Raw genomic sequence first — 17,515 nt, 5'->3', positions numbered from 1 at the left:
CATAAGGGTTGCGATCACTAAAATTTCACAAACTTCCCTCAACCCTCAACCCTCAACCCTCAACCCTCAACCCTCAACCCTTGACCCCTCCAACTACAACTCATCCCATTAAAATTACAGTTCGGGAATTCACTTTTCTTTTTGCGCTTCGGCATCAGGATATTTGTCCTGTAATCAATTAGTAAAACTGAACAATCATGAAAAATTTAAATGAACATCGCTATACCAGAGCAAAGGAAAGATTGGAAAATCTTAAGTCTTTTTACCATAGCCTGATCGCGTATTGTGTGGTAATTCCGGTTTTGGTCTACATCAATTATAGGACCACCGATATTCCTTGGGCCATTTTCCCCGCCGTGGGCTGGGGACTTGGTTTGGTAAGTCTTTGGATGACGGCCTACGGACACAACCCGATTTTTGGAAAGGATTGGGAAGAGCGTAAGATTCAGGAGTTTATGAACGATAAAGAATTTTAAGAATGAGTATTTTTAGCTACAACATCACATCAAACAACAATACAATGGAAACTACAGATAAGGAAAATAAATATATAAGGGCACGCGAGCGTGTACAGGAGCTTAAAAGATTTTACGGGAACCTAACTTCGTATGTGTTTGTAATTGGCGGTTTGGCGCTTCTAAATTATTATACTACGGGATTTGGTTATATGTGGTTCCTGTGGGCCGCTTTTGGTTGGGGAATCGGTATTGTTTTCCATGCCATTAAAACCTTCGACCTTAATCCCTTTTTTGGAAAACAATGGGAAAAGCGCAAACTGGAAGAGTTTATGCGCGAGGATGAACAAAACAATAAATGGAAATAGTCATGGAAAACGTCAATAAAGAAAAGTACAATAGGGCTAAAAAAAGAGTCGATGAACTCAAGGGGTTTTATATCCATTTGGCCATTTATATAGTGATAAACGCCTTTATTTTGGTGAACATATACTTAAGAAACGATAATTTTTGGAGTTGGGAGCATTTCATCACCTTAATTGCTTGGGGCGTGGGGTTGTTGTTCCACGCATCAAAAACCTTTGGGTTCAATCCTTTTTTGAGCAAGGATTGGGAGGAACGTCAAATACAAAAGTATATGGACGAGGACAAAGAAGAAATGAACAAGTACAAGTAAGGTGATGTACGACAAACACAAAGCCAAGCAGAACGCCGAAAAGCGGGTCAAAGAGCTCAAAGGGTACTACAGGCATATAATCGTCTTTATTGTTATCAACGGCTTCCTGTACCTTCTTAAGGTAGGCGCATTGAACTCATTTTTGCCGGACACTTTTCCAAGGGAGTCCTATTATTATGATTGGATCAACGCCAATATTTTGATATGGGCAGTCATTTTGGTCGTTCACACCTTAATTCTGCAACGACATAAATTTACCTTCTTTAAAAAATGGGAAGAACGGCAGATACAAAAATATATGGACGAGGATAGGGGCAAGGTAGATAAATACAAATAATGCCATGGACAGAAGCACCCCTTTGGAAAGGGCCAAACAAAAAGTAAACGCCATAAAAAGGTTTTATCACCATTTGGCATTGTTCTTTTTTTTGAGCGCGGTTCTTTTGGCCTCAAAGGGAGGTTTAGTGGAATGGGTCAAGGAAAACAGTGCCAATCCGGATAAGGAATTTTTAAAATGGGTAGATTGGAATATTTTAGCGATTCCCATAATTTGGGGCGCTGTAATCGTTGTCCAGGGATGTTATACATTTGGATTCTTTTTGGATGACAAGAGAAGGTCAACGACCAATAATTGATAAGTAAAAAGAAATAGAACCGTCACCAAACCAAAAACCGAACTTATATGAATGTCCTGATCATTGAAGACGAAAAACCAGCGGCAAGAAGATTGTCCAGATTGCTCTCCGAACTGGAAATGGAGGTTTCCACCATGTTGCATTCCGTAGAAGAATCCATTGCATGGTTTCGGGAAAATCCGCACCCCGATCTGATCTTTTTGGACATCCAATTATCCGATGGACTTTCCTTTGAAATTTTTGATGAGGTCGAGGTGAAAAGTGCCATTATTTTTACCACTGCTTATGACGAATATGCCCTCCAAGCATTCAAGTTAAACAGCATTGATTATTTGTTGAAACCAATAGACGAAGAGGAGCTGGAAAGTGCGGTAAAAAAGTACCGGAATTTTAAACCTGAAAACCAAAAGATCCCCATCGATTTTAACGACATAAAAAAGCTTTTGGTGAACCCTCTGGAACGCGAATTCAAGAAGCGGTTTACAGCCAGGGTAGGGCAACACTTAAAAATTATAAACGCCGACGAGGTGGAATGTTTTTACAGTGAGAACAAAGGTACCTATGCCGCTACTTCGGACGGAAGAAATTATTTGTTGGACACTACCTTGGAACAGTTGGAGGAAGAGTTGGAGCCACAGACATTTTTTAGGGTAAGTCGAAAGTTCTATGTGAACATCAATCACATAGGGGACATCATTTCATACACAAATTCAAGGCTTCAGATCAAGTTAAAACGCTTTGATGAGCATGAGGTGATCGTGAGCAGGGAACGTGTAAGGGACTTTAAGTTATGGTTGGAGTAAGGTTTTTTAAAAATCTGATTATCAAAATAATAATAAAAATTAAAAACCTATCATAAATTTTCTTTATAGTAGTTTTTTTGAATGAAAACCCTATTTTTCCTCCACTCGGTTGTCGTCAAAAGCGGATGGAAGAAGTTTGGGTATCAATTTAATAAAAATGGGGAGAAGAATCGCTCCTCCAGGCAGCATAAAAATGGCCAAGGAAGGAATGCTTTTAAAAATATCAAGAAGTTGGTTTTGGACTTTTTTCTTCTCTTCATCGTTCAAATCTTTCACGGTCGACTTGGATAAAAGCGTAACCAATTCTCTACTTTGTGAAAGCTCTTTTTTTAATCTTTTGCTATTTCTGAGAATTAATTTGCTCACATTTTTGGACATTCCATCATAGAATTGAACGGCCAAATTTTTGTTGTTCAAGTAGGCAACTTTCTCCTTGTTCAACTCAAAGAAGTTCATCACAAAATCGAGCTCAAATTCCACCTCTTTTTTGGTCTTTCCGAGGTCCTTTCCGAGACCAAAAATATAGTCCGTTTCGGAGTAGTCCAATAGCTTGTCCTCCCATATCGTTAAGCAGGCCATATCCAGAAAATAATCCTTCTCGTTTTTGGTAAAGTTTTGGTTCAATAAATCGGAATATTCACCCTCAAATTTTGCATTGTCAAGATCTACATAGGTGAGCGAGGAACCCAATAATTGAATCAATTTGGCATCCGATTCATGGGTCTCCTTGGAGTTGAGGGCATGGTACACAATATTGATGGTGACATACTCCAAGAGCTGTGCGTGCTGCATCATATTTTTGTCACCTCTCAAATATATTTTGAAGATGAGTATGTCCACATAAAGCAGTGAATTCGTCAAACTATTTCCCAAGGCCCTGCTAAACGTGTTATCGCTCAAATAGATTCTGGAGTCGATTAACTTTTCCAGCTGTGAAATGGTTTTTGAGCCGCTCAATATCTTGCTCAAAAACGAGATTTTGCTCACATTTAAAGATTGGTAGTACTCGAATACTTTATTGACAAAGGCCTCGAAATCGGTCTTTCCAGCCTCAAATGTGTAGGTGTAATACAATGCGGTGAGCAGGTTGATCTTGGCAATCTCGTCCTCGCTCAAAGTGTGTTCCACTTCTATAAAAGATGGGATGCTCAAATGGACCCCATATATAAAACCATTCGTTTTGAGTTCTCTGTACAAACTGTCAAAGTCTTCAAAAGCGGAAGATTCTTGATCTACTAGATGACCAAACTTGTTGATCCAGCCAGAAGCGGAAGGGTTCATGGGTACGTATTAACGCCTCAAAGTAAAACAATTTCTCCGACTTTGTTTTAACACAGCTTTGTGAGTTTGATAAAATTACGTGAATAGAATTTTAACATTTAAAAACCAAACCGCACCCTGATCAGTTCCGTAGGTAAGAGTAGGCCGAGCCCCAAAACAAATAACATGAAAGCAACAGGACAGTATATATGTTTATTTCTTAGCATGATTTTTCTGATGTCGTGCGGGCAAGACCAGTATGTATTTAAGACCAACAGACAGGATTATGATTATTTTTTGACATCGGGTCCGTTGGGGGTAAAACCCGTTGGTCTTCAGTTTGAGGCAAGAACGGACAGTCCCCAATTACCTACGTTGTGGAACTTGGCCAATGAGAATATTCAGGTTTTTAAGGAGACGGGCGATATCAAATTTTTGAAAAATGCGGAGGAGACCCTTAAAAAGGCAGTGAGTGTTGCCACAGTTGAAAAATCGGCATACTTAAGAGCGTTGGCCAGAAACTACATGTTACAGCACAGGTTTAAGGAGGCTTTGGCCTTGGCGGAAGATGCAAGGGACCTGGATACCGATGTAAGGGCAACGCAAAGTTTACTTTTTGACCTGCACATGGAACTTGGCAATTATCATCTCGCGAACAAATATTTGGATAGCATAAAGGATGAGTCCAGCTATGAGTATGTGGTACGGTTGGCCAAGTGGGCCGATCATAAGGGAAATTTGGGTACGGCAATTCAACTTATGGAAGATGCAACCGCAAAGGCCAAAATTTCGCAGAATGAAGATCTGATATTGTCATCCTATACCAATTTGGCGAACTATTACGGTGAAGCTGGCCGTATCGAGGAGGCTTATGACCTATATCTGAAAGCACTCAAAATTGATTCGAACAATGTAAATGCAAAAAGGGGTATTGCTTGGATCGTATACTCTTATGAAAGAAATGGTAAGGAAGCCCTGCGGATTTTGGACTCCATTACACAAAAGAACAAATCTCCCGAACATTATTTGTTCAAAGCAGAAGTTGCCGCATTTATAAACGACGACATGCTCAGGGTGCAGGCCTTGGACGATTATTACAAAATGGTAGGAAGAAACACCGATTATGGGGATATGTACAATGCCCATAATGTAGATTTTTTATTGAGCATGGACGTGGAACAACGGGCCTATAAATTGGCGCAGGAGGAGGTGAGCATACGGCCCACACCCGATTCTTATGCGTGGTTGGCCTATAGCTTGCTTCATTTGGGAGAAGAGCAAAAGGCCATGGAGGTCATTGACCGTCACGTGATAAATGCCACCTTTGAGCCTGCCATTCTGCAACGTGCAGCAGAAATTTATAAGGCCAACGGCAAAGAGGGAAAGGTCCGGGAACTAAAGAAAAAATTAATGGGGGCAACTTTTGAGCTGGGTCCCATAAAAGAGGCAGAGGTTGCCAGTCTATAAATTTCCCCCAATAAAAGCAAGGTTGAGAACCGATGAGATCTCAGCTTGGTTGTTGTTTTTAGGTACGCCATGGTATTTTGCCATGGCGTTTTTTAATCATCGGCAATTGTGTTTTCGGTAATGTTCTCCTCTTCTTTCAATATTTCAATGCCCTTCTGGATCACGAGGTTGGTCGGAATGGTGATTCTTTTTCCGTCATCGGTGCGCATAAACAAATAAAATCCGCTGATGTCCTCGACTTTTCCGGTCCAATCAAAATCCTTGTCCATCACCCTTATTCTGTCCCCTAAACGCAAGGGATGGTTAAAAAAGAGAATAACGCTTGCGGTAAGGTTGGAAAGGATGGACCATTGTGCCACAAAACCTACGCCCAAAATGGCCAATATGGAGGAAATAAAAACTGAAAAATCTTCAAAATTAACGCCCCATATCAATGAAATACCAACAAAGGCTATGAGATAGAACATCAAATTGCTCAGATAAAAAATAATTTTCCGGCTGTTCATGTCAATAGAACTTGTTCTGCCAAAGCGCCGAATAGCTCTTTTGCTAACAGAATTTAACGCTATTATGATGGCCAAAAGAATTATGGTGAACAAAATCTCGGATTTGAAGGACATAGTGTCAAACATGATGCTTCTTAGTAAATTTGATTAAATTGATAACTCTAAACTACGAATAAACCCTTTCATATTTTAAGCCATGAAAACAGATTTTGAAGAAAATTCGTGGGTGATAAATTACTCTCCCGAAAATTACTATAACCACAAATTCTCTTTGGAGGATGATTTGTCGCTTTCAAAAGGAGATAAATCCATTACTTGGGTGAACACATATGGTTTGGATTATATGGATGAGTTTAGGCTAATGGTGAACGGTAATAACCTTGATGACTTTTTGCTGCGTCTGCTCTTGAACCAAAAAATGGGAAACAAGGTCATAGTTTTGGAGGACCAATTGTTTATAGCGGCGCGGATTCTTAAAACGGAACACGATAGCATGGAATCCGAACAAATGTATTTTGTGGTGTCCAAGGATTTTAATTGGTGCATTCAAGAAAAGTGGGGAGATCACTTTGATTGGATCCGTCAACGTATATTCGAGAACAAGGGCATCATCAGGAAAAAACGTGCCGATTACCTGCTCTTTTTTATTCTCGAGACCTTGATTACCAACTATAAAGATAAATACGAAGAGACCGTGATAATGGAAAATGCCTTGGAAGCCATTGTAAAGCGGGAGCCAACACCGGAATTTATGTTCGAGGTGGAACAGAAAAAAGCGGTTATACAAGATTTTAAAAAGGCTTCCCATGGACTTAGGGATATCATTATAAAATTGGAACGGGTAGAGGTAAAGGGCTTTCAGACCAAATACTTTAGCGAACTTCGGGAGCAGATAAATGGTTTGATAGCGGATGTCGACTCAGATATTATGGAACTCGAAAGCCAAATAAACCTGTTTTTCAGTGTCCAGGGCCACCGTTTGAACGAGGTAATGAAGACCTTGACCATCTTCTCAGTGGTTTTTATTCCCCTAACATTTCTGGCCGGCATTTACGGGATGAACTTCGAAAACATGCCCGAGCTAAGGTCTCCCTACGGATATTTTATCCTTTTGGGCGTAATGTTGGTGGTTACCATAATCACCATCATAATTTTTAAACGGAAAAAATGGTTCTAGAATGTTCCTTTGTGTTAGGAACCTACGGCACCAAGTGTGTACAATTGCTCCAATGTTGGTGTTTCACTACCTCCTTCGGGCTCTAGCGTAATACCAAAAGCTTCCGATTCGTTAGCGTTTTCTAAAGTGAACAATTTGGTGTCAACCGAAGCAAAATCATCCAATAATCCAATACTGGTAGGGGTCAACGGATCCAACTTTAGGGACCAGACCTGATAGGTGAAGCCTTCGGGCGGCTCCGGAAGTCCTTTGGCATCGATGATTACCTTGCTTTCTTCCTTGTTCCAATAGGCTTTCGCATAGGAAGAAGGGGATACGGTTTGTCCACCAAGTGCAATAACGGTAACGTTTTGATCTCTGATATCCTCTAGTAGCGATTCTTTGAAGGTGATTTCCTCTTGGGTATCGGATAATATGTCCTCCAAACTTTGTTTCTCTTGGTTGGTCAGTTCAATTTCGGATTTCAACTTGGAATTTTCCGTGTACATCCAGAAGAGTCCTATTGCCAACAATACGGATGCGGCCCATCCCAGATAACTGCCCCACGGGGTTCCTTTGCTTGTGGACCTTTCTGGCGTAAATGGAATAACGTCGCCTATTCTCGCTTTGATCTTGGCAAACCCATCCAATGGCATTCTTGGTGATGTTGCTTCGGTAATCGCAAGAATGGCTTTTTCTATGGCCTCTATCTCTATCCTTATTTCAGGATATTGTTCGGCATACTGTTGCACCTCCAAATTTTCTTCGGCGGGCAATGCCCCGGCAACATATAGTTCCAATTTCCCAGACGCTATGTATTCTTTCACATCCATGCTCATGCCATATTTTTTCTAATTTTCGAAATACAGCTTCTTATTCTCGTTTTAATGGTGCCGACTGGCGTATTGAGTTCTTTTGCGGCTTCTTTTTGTGTGAAACCTTTAAAATAAAGCATATCAATCAATAAAATGCACTTCTCCTTTAAACCTTTCAACAGGGACTGAAGCCCAATAGTGTCCATTTTACCATTTAGATCTTCGCCGTTTTCATAGATACCTACGAGAGAATCTACGGGGAGGTTCTTTTTTTTATTTTTATGGGTTTTGGAGCGCACTTCATCGATTGCCGCGTTCCTGGCAATGTTTAAAATCCAAGTAAAAAACCGACCTTTGGAGGTGTCGTATTGGTCCGACTTCTCCCAAATCTTTACAAATACATCCTGACAAATCTCTTGGGAGCGCTCAGTATCCTTCACGATTACATTGATTACCCCACATATATTGTCAGCATACATGTTGTACAGCGTTTCAAAGGCAACACTGTCCTTTTCCTGAAATTTTTCTATGAGGTTGTCCAATTGCATAACCGGTTGGTTAAAGATATAAAAAGTTGGCCGTGTTTGTACTATTCAATATTGATTCCCTTTAGTACCAGTGTTTTCCATTCGGGATGCTCTTTCAAGTATTTTGCAACGAAGGGGCACAAAGGTATAAGTGTCCAATCTTCTTTTTTAATGTGTTCCAGTGTCTGTTTAATGAGCTCTGAGCCTATACCTCGGCCTTCATAACCTCGGGGGACTTCGGTATGGGTGAGGTATATTTTTTCCTTGGCCTTGATGTATTCAATTTTTGCGATATCGCCGTTATCCAGTTCAAACTGGAATCTTTTGGCAGATTCGTTATCTACAAGTCGATATTGTTTTTCCACAAGATGTTGGCTATTGGTTATCGATAGCTCAATGCGCCGGATGGGCATTTTGAGATTTGTTGTTTTAATTGCTCGGTGGTCGCGTTTTCAGCCTTTATCCACGGTTTCTCTTTTGGATTGTACACCTGCGGAAGCATTTTTACGCAAATTCCGGCGTGTTGGCAAAGTTCGGGTTTCCAAATCACGGAAATATCACCATTTGAATATTCTTTCATAGCTAGTTGTTGGGTTAAAAAAAGAGCTGCTTGATCGCAGCTCTTTTAAATTATCTTATTGAATGATACCAGTGCACGCTATTCTTGCACCGGCAGCACCGGAAGGTTGCGAAGTAAAATCATCGGTTCCTTGGTGCACTATCACTGCTTTTCCTAAAATATCTTTGGTGTCGTCACCACATCCCATGCACCATTCGTCCGTGGTAAACTCAACAGTGGCATTACCGTCGGTATCTGCCGTGAAATTACCTATGTCACCTTTGTGATAACCTTCTTCGGAGCCCCATTTTCCATGTGGCTCTTTGGTGGGGTTCCAGTGGCCTCCGGTCGATTTTCCATCTGCGGAAGAGCAATCAGCTTTCTCGTGCAGGTGAATGGCATGTTCGCCCTCATCAAGCCCTGTAAAATTGGCCCTCATGATAACCTCTCCATTTTCCTCGGTAAATACAACCTCACCATTCACATTACTGTCACTTTTGGGCTCCATGGTAAAAGTAACCACTTCCGGGTCGAGCGTTTCAACTACCTGATCCACGGTTTCCTCTACTTCTTCAGTAGCCTCTTCGGTTTCTTTCTTTGCTTCTTTACAGCTAAACGCCGCTATAAATAGTAGCGCTAAAGCTATTGCTTGTATGCTTTTCATTAAAATGAGTTTTTTAGATTATCCACTAATTTAGACATTATTTACGCCAGAGCCAACCTCTTTTGTGCTCTATTGATCAGTTTTTTTGCCTTTAAACCATCCACTTAGATCCGGATTATAGAAAACCGCAAGTTGTAGGCGATCATAGACGGCATTGGCAAATTGGTTTCTCAAGTACCCTACCTGTACACTGCTGTTTTCGGTAATGTTAACACCAACAGCTGTATATAACCTGTTCTGTCCGAACAGATCATCCTGTAGGTTTATGAACAATTCATCATAAAAATTGAGAAAGAATGTATTGGTGAGCGGTAATGTCATTTGAATACGATAACGGGCCCGATGTTGCGTATCGGTAGTTTCGCCAAAATCCAAAAACCGCTGTTCCAAACGGTAGCGATGCTCAAACAGGAACTCCCAAACCTTGTTTTTAAGAATGAACTGCTCAAAAATCCGGTGCTCCTTGGAGTTGATCTCGCCCTCGAATTCATAAAAATTGTTGTCCGTATCAATATATGCGTAACCAGCGGTAGCAATGGCATTTGGGTCTATATGGTAGTTGAGCCCCGTACGCAACAACATTTGGTTAAAGTTGCTCGTGGTTTCATAAAATCGGAACTGTGCCTCCGAATGTACGCTAAAGCGTTCCGAAACCTTATTGGTGCCAAAGTACATGTACCAGGCACCCATTTCGTCCTCGCCGGGTTGTTGCGCGGTAGCGTTGAATATTCCAATCAATACCAATAGACCTGTTAATCTTTTGATCATTTACTCTCTTCTTTAATCGGAGTACTTGTTTCTTCTTTCAGGTACTCATCCAAAAATTCCAAAATTTTACTGTATGCAGTAATTTGATTTTCTTTTTTGACAAAACCGTGACCTTCATCCTCAAACAGAACATACTCCACGGGCACGCCATTTTTACGCACTCCGGCCACAATTTCATCCGACTCCGCTTGAAGCACTCTTGGGTCCTGCGAACCTTGTAGCACGATCAGCGGCTTGGTGACCTTATCGGTATGGAACAGCGGTGAAATTTGCTTTAAACGAACCGAATCCGCACTGTAAGGGTCCCCCAGCTCTTTGTAAAGGGCATCTTTAAAGGACTCCCACCATGGCGGAATGCTCTTAAGTGTTCGCATCCAGTTGGTCACCCCAAACAGGTTGACACCCACATCAAACTCTTCGGGAGTGTAGGTGAGGGCGGCCATGGTCATATAACCACCGTAGGACCCGCCGATGATTCCTATTTTTTCACCGTCGATCTCAGGTTGTTGGGCCAACCAGTTTTTGCCTTCCACACAATCTTTCAGGTCTTTATCGCCATGGTTCAGATCATCCATTTGGTAAAAGGTTTTTCCGTAGCCGCTACTGCCACGGTTGTTCACGGCCAAAATCGCATAGCCGTGGTTTACCAAATATTGGATGAACGAGCTGAAATTTTGGCGTGATTGACCACCGGGTCCTCCGTGCACCCAGACCAAAGCGGGCACAGGGTTTTCTGCACTTGCTTGGTGGGGCGTGTAGTAAATGGCCGGAATTTCCACCCCGTCAAAGGATTTGTACCGGATTACCTCGGCCTTTACCAAGTCCTGAGCCTGAACCTCTGGATTTAGGACGTCGGTCAACTTTTTCTGCTCTTTGGTCTCTAGGTTATAAACATATAGGTTTGATGGCGTATGCGAACCTCCCGCATAAAAGCGCATCATAGTCTCGTCATCGGAAAAACTTACACTGGTTATCTCCATGTTTTTGATAGTGGGCAAATCAATGTTTTCACCGGTTGCTACTTCCATAACTTCGATGGTGTTTTTGGCATCCTCATTAATGTAGGTAACTTGATAAGTGCCTTGGTCGGTAAAGTAACTTCCGGAAATATCCCAATCCCTTTCCATGGCTTTCTCGTAGGAGGCATCCGCAATGTTGTATTTCATCAAATAAGAAAACTCGCTGCCATCATCTGTAGTGTAATAAAATGCCGAGCCATCGGGTGAGAAATCCTGAGAAGAATTTCCACTTTGGTTCTTATTGATTTTCATGAGTTCACCTGACTCCAGATTGTGCAAAAACAAATCATTGTCGTTCGTGTTGATGGATTTGCTCAACGCAAGATATTTTTCGTCCGGGGAAACCACCCCGACATCATATCCATCATTATTTTGATAGACCAATTCGGACGTCAAACTTTCCAAATCCATTTTATAGAGATCTACATACCTATTGTCCCTTTTGTTGGAACCGTAGAAAAATGCCGTCTTGTCCTCCGACCATTGATAAAATAGCGAGCGAGCACCTTCTTCGGGTGTCAAATCCTTGTGGCTCCCATCGGTATCGCGCACAAAAATGTGATAGATTTCGTCCCCGTTGTTATCCATTCGGAACAACATTCGCTCATCTTTTGGAAAATAAGAGATGGCAAAAACCGAGGAACTGTCCGATTGTGTAATGGGTTGCATCTCACCTCCAGAGGTGGGTATGGTGTACATGTTGTAAATGCCCGAACGGTTACTGGATACTAGCAATTTGGATTTGTCGGGTGAAAAACTCCCGCCCGCAACGGACTCGTTGTCCATCATTTGCGAAATGGTGTACGTCTTCATCGTGTCTGCGATGGAGGGCTCTTTTTTCTCTTCTTTGCACGCCCAAATGCTTGTGATCAGGGCAATGGCCAATATTTTTTTCATGGTTCTTTAGTTTAAGTTAAAACGTTCTGTCTCCTTAAACGGAGATAGGTCCAATGATTCAATGGAAGTTCGGTAATATTTCCATTGATCATTAAAGAAAGCATTGGTCTTGTCCAACGCAGTCCTTAGTTCTTCCTCGGCAAAGCGAATCATTCTTTTTTCGGTTGCGGTAATCCCCGACTTCCTTGACCCTACATAATAGGAGGCATTGCCCAATCGGGACATAACATTGGGTTCGGGGTCGTCCGTTATGCCTTGGCGTTTGTCTTCCTTGCCCAAATACAAGGCAATCACGGAGTCGATTTGTTTTACGATTTCCTCCGAGGCCTTGATTTGCTCTTTGTATTTTTCCTTGTTCAGCTCTTTGAGCTCTTTTTTGAATTTATCTGCCAAATCCTTGCTCTCTACCAACTGTTTTACGGCATCGGCAGCTGTTTGTGTGTACCCCTCAAGTTTTTTGCTGCTCTCGTAGACTTCGTTGATGGAGGCCATATCAACATCCAACCTTGGGTCGGTCTTGACGGTGATGGAGGTTGAATCAGAAGCTTCGCCATAAATAACTTTTACTTTGTAAGTGCCTGGTTTCACATCGACCCCGCCTCTTTCTCTTTTGTTTTTACTGATGGTCCTTGATGGCCTGTCCGGTCCCTTTTCGTCCAAGTTCCAATAAATTCTGTGGAAACCTGCCTTTTCCGGGGTTTTGTATTTCAAAGTTCTGATGAGCCTATCACCATCATAAAACTCGAAGAAGATGGAGTCCTTGGTTTTTTCATTGGACTTTTTTTCGTCAGCTTCATCCTCAGCTTCTTTTTCCTCTTCATTTTCGTCTTTTTTCTCTTCTTGGGTCTTTTTGCTACCCTCTTTCAGGTAATAGGTGATCATGGCACCGGATTCCCTGTTTTCTCCACTGTAAATGGCATCTCCCCCAAATCTGCCACCAGTTGGCTGTTGATAGGCTGCTAAATAGGCATCTGGGCTATCGAACAAACTGATTTCTTTTTGTAAAGTAGCTGTATTGCCTGCCAACTTTCTCAATGGTCGGATATCGTCCAAAACCCAAGCGGCCCTTCCAAAGGTGCCTATTACCAAATCCTGCTCTCTGGGGTGAATCGCCAAATCTTTTGTGGAAACCGTTGGAAAACCCTTGTTCCATTTCTGCCAGCTGCTTCCTGCATCCAAAGAAATATAAAGACCATCGTCGGTGCCCAAGAACATAAGGTCAGGGTTTTCTGGGTCTTCAATTATGGACAACGTATAGCTTTCCACATCATCTTCATCTACGATTCGGGTCCAGGTTTTACCATAATCCGTGGTCCGGTATGCGTAAGGGGCGTAGTTGAACCTTCTGTAATCGTTGGCGATCAGAAGTGCCTCTCCTTTATTGTTATGGGATGCTTTTATCTGTGGAATCCAGCTTCCGGCGGGAAGACCTTTGATATTTTTTGTGACCTCTACCCAAGTATCACCACCGTTCAGGGTGTAGTGCACACGACCATCATCGGTCCCTATCCAAAGCATATCTTTTTCAACAGGAGAGGGTTCTATTACAATTATGGTGCAATGATTTTCGGCACCTGTGGCGTCCATGGTCAAACCACCGCTTTCGCTTTGCTTTTGTTTCTCCTTGTCATTGGTGGTCAGGTCCGGAGAAATTACTTCCCAGGTCAACCCCTTATCCGTGGATTTGTGTACAAACTGACTTCCAAAATATACGGTGCTGTTATCGAACGGGTCTTGGCCAATGGCCGCGTTCCAGTTGAATCGTAGTTGGGTGTCCGCATCGGGTGGAGTGGGGCGTACAATGTAGCCATCCCCAGTTTTCCAATCGTAACGGCTCACATAGCCTTGCTGGCTCATGGCATAACCAAACTGGCTATCGTCTCTATCAGGAACCACGTCGAATCCATCGCCAAAAGCAATTTCCTGCCAATAACTGTTTCTGATACCTTGGCTTTTCCAAACGTAGGCGGGACCTCTCCACGAACCGTTGTCCTGCATACCGCCATATACATTATAGGGATATTCATTGTCCGTGCTGATGTGATAGAACTGGGCAACTGGCAAATTGCCGATAAAACGCCAAGTTTGCCCCCCGTTTTTGGTGATGTTGAGACCTCCATCGTTGCCATCCAGCATAAACTGGCCGTTTTCCGGGTGAATCCACCATGCATGGTGATCAGGGTGAATGCCATTGTCCACGCCATAGGCGGGCATCAGTTGGGTGAAATTTTTCCCGCCATCTTCGGAAACATTGATGTAAGTGAATACAGAGTAGACCCGATTTTCATTTTGAGGGTCTACGTATATCTCCGAATAATAGAACGGACGGTTTCCGATATCGCTCTTATCGTTTATTTTCTCCCATTTGAAACCGCCATCAGTGGATTTGTACAAGGCATTTTTCTTGGCTTCTACCAAGGCATACACAATATTGGGCTTGTTCCTGGCAATCGCAACGCCAATTCTACCCAAATCTCCTTTGGGCAGACCATCATCAGCAGTGACTTCTCTCCAAGTTTTGCCGCCGTCATGTGTAATGTGCAGTCCACTGCCTTCGCCTCCAGAATTGAAGAACCAAGGTTCTCTTTTGTGTTCCCACATGGCAGCGATCAGTTTGTTTGGGTTTTTGGGGTCCATCACCAAATCCGCAACACCTGTTTTGTTGTTGACGAACAAAACTTTCTCCCAGGTTTCCCCGCCATCGGTGGTTTTAAAAACCCCACGTTCCGGATGCTCGCCCCAAGGAGAGCCAATGGCTCCGACATATACCACATCTGGGTCGGTAGGGTCTATGATCACCCTGTGGATGTGCCTTGTTTTTTCCAATCCCATGGATTTCCAGGATTTGCCTCCGTCCAGTGATTTGTAGATGCCATATCCGCCGTTTAAGCTGTTTCTTGGGTTGCCTTCGCCGGTACCAACCCAAATTACGGATGGATTGGATTGTTGAATGGCCACTGCACCGATTGATGCAGTTATTTCGTTATCGAACACGGGATTCCATTTAATACCTCCAGAAGTGGATTTCCACAAACCGCCCGAAGCGGTGCCCACAAACATTACATCTGGGTTGGAGTGTACAACATCAATGGAAGTGACACGGCCGCTCATTCCAGCAGGGCCGATGTTTCTTGGTTTCATGTCCTGGACCAAATCCATGCTGAAGTCTTGGGCCGTAGTGCTTGCTACAATAAGTGACAGAAGGAAGAAAATTGATTTTTTCATTAGTTGGTTTTGCTGTTTTTTTAAGTTTAGTTGCCTAAAGATACCAAAAACACTTACCCTATTTCTTAAAGGGATGTTAACGGATTTCTAGGTCATAACATTTACCAAAACCTTTTAATGGATAATCTTTCAAATGGTCTTGGGAACGGTATTATGTAAACCTTAAAACCTGATTTGTAGAACAGGTATTGTTTTTTATTCCCCCATGCTTTTGGGTTTTTCCAGTTTTTTGATGACTTTTAACCAAATCCAAGTTTTGAAGGAAACCAAACCAAGCTGGCTCTATTTATTGTTATTGATTCTTTCGGGTGAGGCCATCTTTATCCTTCCTTTTGTACTGCCGCGTGTTTTCCGCCCCACGGTTTTGGATGTTTTGGAGCTGGACAACGTGGAATTGGGGCTTTGCTTTTCGGTTTATGGTCTGGTCGCCATGGTTTCTTATGTATTGGGAGGTCCCTTGGCCGATAAATACCAACCCCGAAAATTGATAGCCATTGCTTTATGGATGACTGCATTGGGCGGTTTTTTGTTTGCCCAATATCCCGATTTGTGGGTACTTCAGATATTGTACGGTTGGTGGGGCTTTACCACGATATTTCTGTTTTGGGCACCCATGATCAAGGCCACTAGAATTTGGGGCGGTACCGATTCCCAGGGAAAGGCCTTCGGTTTTCTTGATGGCGGACGTGGGCTTACGGGCGCTCTTTTCAGTTTGCTGGGGGTTGTAGTGTTTTCGTTCTTTTTGTCCGAGTCTGTGGATGTTGCCAGTTTGGATAACCGTAAAGAAGCGTTTACCTATGTCCTCTACTTAACGTCCATAATCATCATTTTGGTGGGTGTTTTGGTCTGGTTTTTCATGAAAACCGACAAGAATGAAGAAAAGGTGACCTTAGAACGTATTTCTTGGAAAGACATCAAGCAGGTCCTAAAATTGCCATCGGTCTGGCTGTTGATGGTCATCATACTTTGTGGATATGTCGGGTACAAGATCACGGACATCATTTCCCAATATGCCGAAGAGGTGATGCTGTACAACCAAGTGGATTCGGCCAAGGTGGGAACCTTGTTGCAGTTCCTTCGCCCTACCACTGGTATTCTGGTAGGTTTGATAGCGGACAGGTTAAAAATTACATGGCTTTTGTTTATGAGCTTTGTTCTTGCATTGATTGGCGGGCTGTTGTTTGCCAGCGGAGCGATTGCACCTACCACTACGCTTTTGTTCTTTATATCGGTTGTGGTTATAGCAGCAGGGGTCTACGCCATCCGGGCATTGTACTTTGGCGTAATGCAGGTGGGACGTATTCCAATGACCTTAACGGGAACTGCCGTAGGTCTTATCTCATTGATTGGCTACACGCCCGATGTATTTGCCGGTCCTGCATACGGTATGCTGCTGGATGCGCACCCCGGCGAGGAGCTGGGTCACCAAAATGTGTTTTGGATGTTGAGTGCTTTTGCTTTTGTTGGGGGAGTGGCCGCTTGGATCTACCATAGAAAATACGGCAGATAAGTTTTACGTTCTGTATTTGATGTTTTTTTCCGAAAGGGATACGATTTCCGATATTCTTTTATTTCGGGTCTCTTGTCGTTTGGCCTGTTTTAACCAATAGAGATAACTTTTTCTTTGACCTTTTGTAAAACTTTTAAAGTTCTTATGTGCAGTTGTATTATGACCGAACGCTTTTTGTAAATCTTCGGGAACAATACCGTTTTCAACATCATCCAATTCGGTCCAAGAGCCATTTTCCTTGGCAATTTCTATCGCATCAAGTCCACTTTTATGCATCAAACCGTTGGATTTTAACTCCTTTATGTAATCCTTGTTCACCTTGCTCCAAGTACTTTTAGGTTTTCTGGGGCAGAAGTATTGCTTTCGTTTGCCGTCGCCGAGACTACGAACCGTGCTATCTATCCAACCATAACATAGGGCCACTTTTACGGCTTCTTCCCATCGCATACTATCCTTGTGGTGTTCCACTTTGTAGAAAATAAGATGTATGCCCGTGTGGGTGTTATGGTTCTCATGTAGCCAATCGCGCCACTCCCCATCATTTTTGAAGTAATGCTCTGGGTGCTTTTCCAA

At 42.7% G+C, this 17,515-nt stretch carries 20 protein-coding genes; 9 read left to right on the top strand and 11 right to left on the bottom strand.

Annotated elements, in window-relative coordinates; all coding sequences use genetic code 11:
• Window positions 1–197: 197 nt before the first annotated feature.
• From GVT53_RS09570 to GVT53_RS09545, 6 genes are read left to right on the top strand one after another with little or no spacing between them, the layout of a single operon-like run.
• The gene (locus tag GVT53_RS09570; protein ID WP_166248444.1) at window positions 198–476 is read left to right on the top strand and encodes a 2TM domain-containing protein; all 279 of its coding nucleotides are present in this window, start codon (window positions 198–200) and stop codon (window positions 474–476) included.
• Between the two features lie 44 nt (window positions 477–520).
• The gene (locus GVT53_RS09565) at window positions 521–823 is read left to right on the top strand and encodes a 2TM domain-containing protein (RefSeq protein WP_240905199.1); all 303 of its coding nucleotides are present in this window, start codon (window positions 521–523) and stop codon (window positions 821–823) included.
• Complete coding sequence (locus GVT53_RS09560) at window positions 814–1,131, top strand: 2TM domain-containing protein (protein WP_240905197.1); 318 nt, start codon at window positions 814–816, stop codon at window positions 1,129–1,131. Before GVT53_RS09565 ends, GVT53_RS09560 begins: the two co-directional genes overlap by 10 nt.
• Window positions 1,132–1,135: 4 nt before the next feature.
• Complete coding sequence (locus GVT53_RS09555; RefSeq protein WP_220123547.1) at window positions 1,136–1,468, top strand: 2TM domain-containing protein; 333 nt, start codon at window positions 1,136–1,138, stop codon at window positions 1,466–1,468.
• Window positions 1,469–1,472: 4 nt separating this feature from the next.
• Window positions 1,473–1,766: a 2TM domain-containing protein gene (locus GVT53_RS09550; RefSeq protein WP_166248441.1), complete on the top strand. Its 294-nt coding sequence runs from the start codon at window positions 1,473–1,475 to the stop codon at window positions 1,764–1,766.
• A 47-nt stretch (window positions 1,767–1,813) separates the two neighbouring features.
• Window positions 1,814–2,569 (top strand): LytR/AlgR family response regulator transcription factor, encoded by a 756-nt coding sequence (locus GVT53_RS09545; protein WP_166248440.1) that lies wholly within the window; start codon window positions 1,814–1,816, stop codon window positions 2,567–2,569.
• Between the two features lie 90 nt (window positions 2,570–2,659).
• On the opposite strand, the gene GVT53_RS09540 is transcribed toward GVT53_RS09545, so the two are convergent.
• Window positions 2,660–3,850: an LETM1-related biofilm-associated protein gene (locus GVT53_RS09540; RefSeq protein ID WP_166248439.1), complete on the bottom strand. Its 1,191-nt coding sequence runs from the start codon at window positions 3,848–3,850 to the stop codon at window positions 2,660–2,662.
• A gap of 165 nt (window positions 3,851–4,015) precedes the next feature.
• On the opposite strand from GVT53_RS09540, the gene GVT53_RS09535 reads away from it, so the two are divergent.
• Window positions 4,016–5,296 carry a tetratricopeptide repeat protein gene (locus tag GVT53_RS09535; RefSeq protein WP_166248438.1) on the top strand — a complete coding sequence of 427 codons (1,281 nt, stop codon included), beginning with the start codon at window positions 4,016–4,018 and terminating at the stop codon, window positions 5,294–5,296.
• A 92-nt stretch (window positions 5,297–5,388) separates the two neighbouring features.
• Here GVT53_RS09535 and GVT53_RS09530 read toward each other — a convergent pair whose 3' ends face one another.
• Window positions 5,389–5,928: a mechanosensitive ion channel domain-containing protein gene (locus GVT53_RS09530; RefSeq protein WP_166248437.1), complete on the bottom strand. Its 540-nt coding sequence runs from the start codon at window positions 5,926–5,928 to the stop codon at window positions 5,389–5,391.
• Window positions 5,929–5,998: 70 nt separating this feature from the next.
• On the opposite strand from GVT53_RS09530, the gene GVT53_RS09525 reads away from it, so the two are divergent.
• Window positions 5,999–6,979: a CorA family divalent cation transporter gene (locus GVT53_RS09525; RefSeq protein WP_166248436.1), complete on the top strand. Its 981-nt coding sequence runs from the start codon at window positions 5,999–6,001 to the stop codon at window positions 6,977–6,979.
• Between the two features lie 14 nt (window positions 6,980–6,993).
• Here the strand turns inward: GVT53_RS09525 and GVT53_RS09520 are convergent, their stop codons facing one another.
• The 8 genes from GVT53_RS09520 to GVT53_RS09485 all read right to left on the bottom strand — a co-directional run bounded on the left by GVT53_RS09520 (window position 6,994) and on the right by GVT53_RS09485 (window position 15,432).
• Window positions 6,994–7,797 (bottom strand): anti-sigma factor, encoded by an 804-nt coding sequence (locus GVT53_RS09520; protein WP_309474622.1) that lies wholly within the window; start codon window positions 7,795–7,797, stop codon window positions 6,994–6,996.
• Window positions 7,794–8,321, bottom strand: coding sequence for an RNA polymerase sigma factor (locus tag GVT53_RS09515; protein ID WP_166248435.1), 528 nt, complete (start codon window positions 8,319–8,321; stop codon window positions 7,794–7,796). The genes GVT53_RS09520 and GVT53_RS09515 overlap by 4 nt, the downstream gene beginning before the upstream one ends.
• 41 nt (window positions 8,322–8,362) lie before the next feature.
• Window positions 8,363–8,665: a GNAT family N-acetyltransferase gene (locus GVT53_RS09510; protein ID WP_166248434.1), complete on the bottom strand. Its 303-nt coding sequence runs from the start codon at window positions 8,663–8,665 to the stop codon at window positions 8,363–8,365.
• Window positions 8,666–8,682: 17 nt separating this feature from the next.
• Window positions 8,683–8,880, bottom strand: coding sequence for a (4Fe-4S)-binding protein (locus tag GVT53_RS09505; RefSeq protein WP_166248433.1), 198 nt, complete (start codon window positions 8,878–8,880; stop codon window positions 8,683–8,685).
• 55 nt (window positions 8,881–8,935) lie between these two features.
• Window positions 8,936–9,523 (bottom strand): superoxide dismutase family protein, encoded by a 588-nt coding sequence (locus GVT53_RS09500; protein WP_166248432.1) that lies wholly within the window; start codon window positions 9,521–9,523, stop codon window positions 8,936–8,938.
• A gap of 69 nt (window positions 9,524–9,592) precedes the next feature.
• Window positions 9,593–10,291, bottom strand: coding sequence for a DUF2490 domain-containing protein (locus GVT53_RS09495; protein ID WP_166248431.1), 699 nt, complete (start codon window positions 10,289–10,291; stop codon window positions 9,593–9,595).
• Window positions 10,288–12,207, bottom strand: a complete 1,920-nt coding sequence (locus tag GVT53_RS09490) for a S9 family peptidase (RefSeq protein ID WP_166248430.1) — start codon at window positions 12,205–12,207, stop codon at window positions 10,288–10,290. Before GVT53_RS09490 ends, GVT53_RS09495 begins: the two co-directional genes overlap by 4 nt.
• Before the next feature lie 6 nt (window positions 12,208–12,213).
• On the bottom strand, window positions 12,214–15,432 hold the full coding sequence (locus GVT53_RS09485) for a VPS10 domain-containing protein (protein ID WP_240905196.1): 3,219 nt from the start codon (window positions 15,430–15,432) through the stop codon (window positions 12,214–12,216).
• Between the two features lie 256 nt (window positions 15,433–15,688).
• Between GVT53_RS09485 and GVT53_RS09480 the strand changes: the two genes are divergently transcribed.
• The gene (locus GVT53_RS09480) at window positions 15,689–16,942 is read left to right on the top strand and encodes an MFS transporter (protein WP_417941740.1); all 1,254 of its coding nucleotides are present in this window, start codon (window positions 15,689–15,691) and stop codon (window positions 16,940–16,942) included.
• Window positions 16,943–16,945: 3 nt separating this feature from the next.
• Here GVT53_RS09480 and GVT53_RS09475 read toward each other — a convergent pair whose 3' ends face one another.
• Window positions 16,946–17,515 (bottom strand): YdeI/OmpD-associated family protein, encoded by a 570-nt coding sequence (locus GVT53_RS09475; protein ID WP_166248428.1) that lies wholly within the window; start codon window positions 17,513–17,515, stop codon window positions 16,946–16,948.

The sequence above is a fragment of the Flagellimonas oceani genome, from assembly GCF_011068285.1.
Classification (GTDB): domain Bacteria; phylum Bacteroidota; class Bacteroidia; order Flavobacteriales; family Flavobacteriaceae; genus Flagellimonas; species Flagellimonas oceani.
This window is presented reverse-complemented; position numbering and strand designations above follow the sequence as displayed.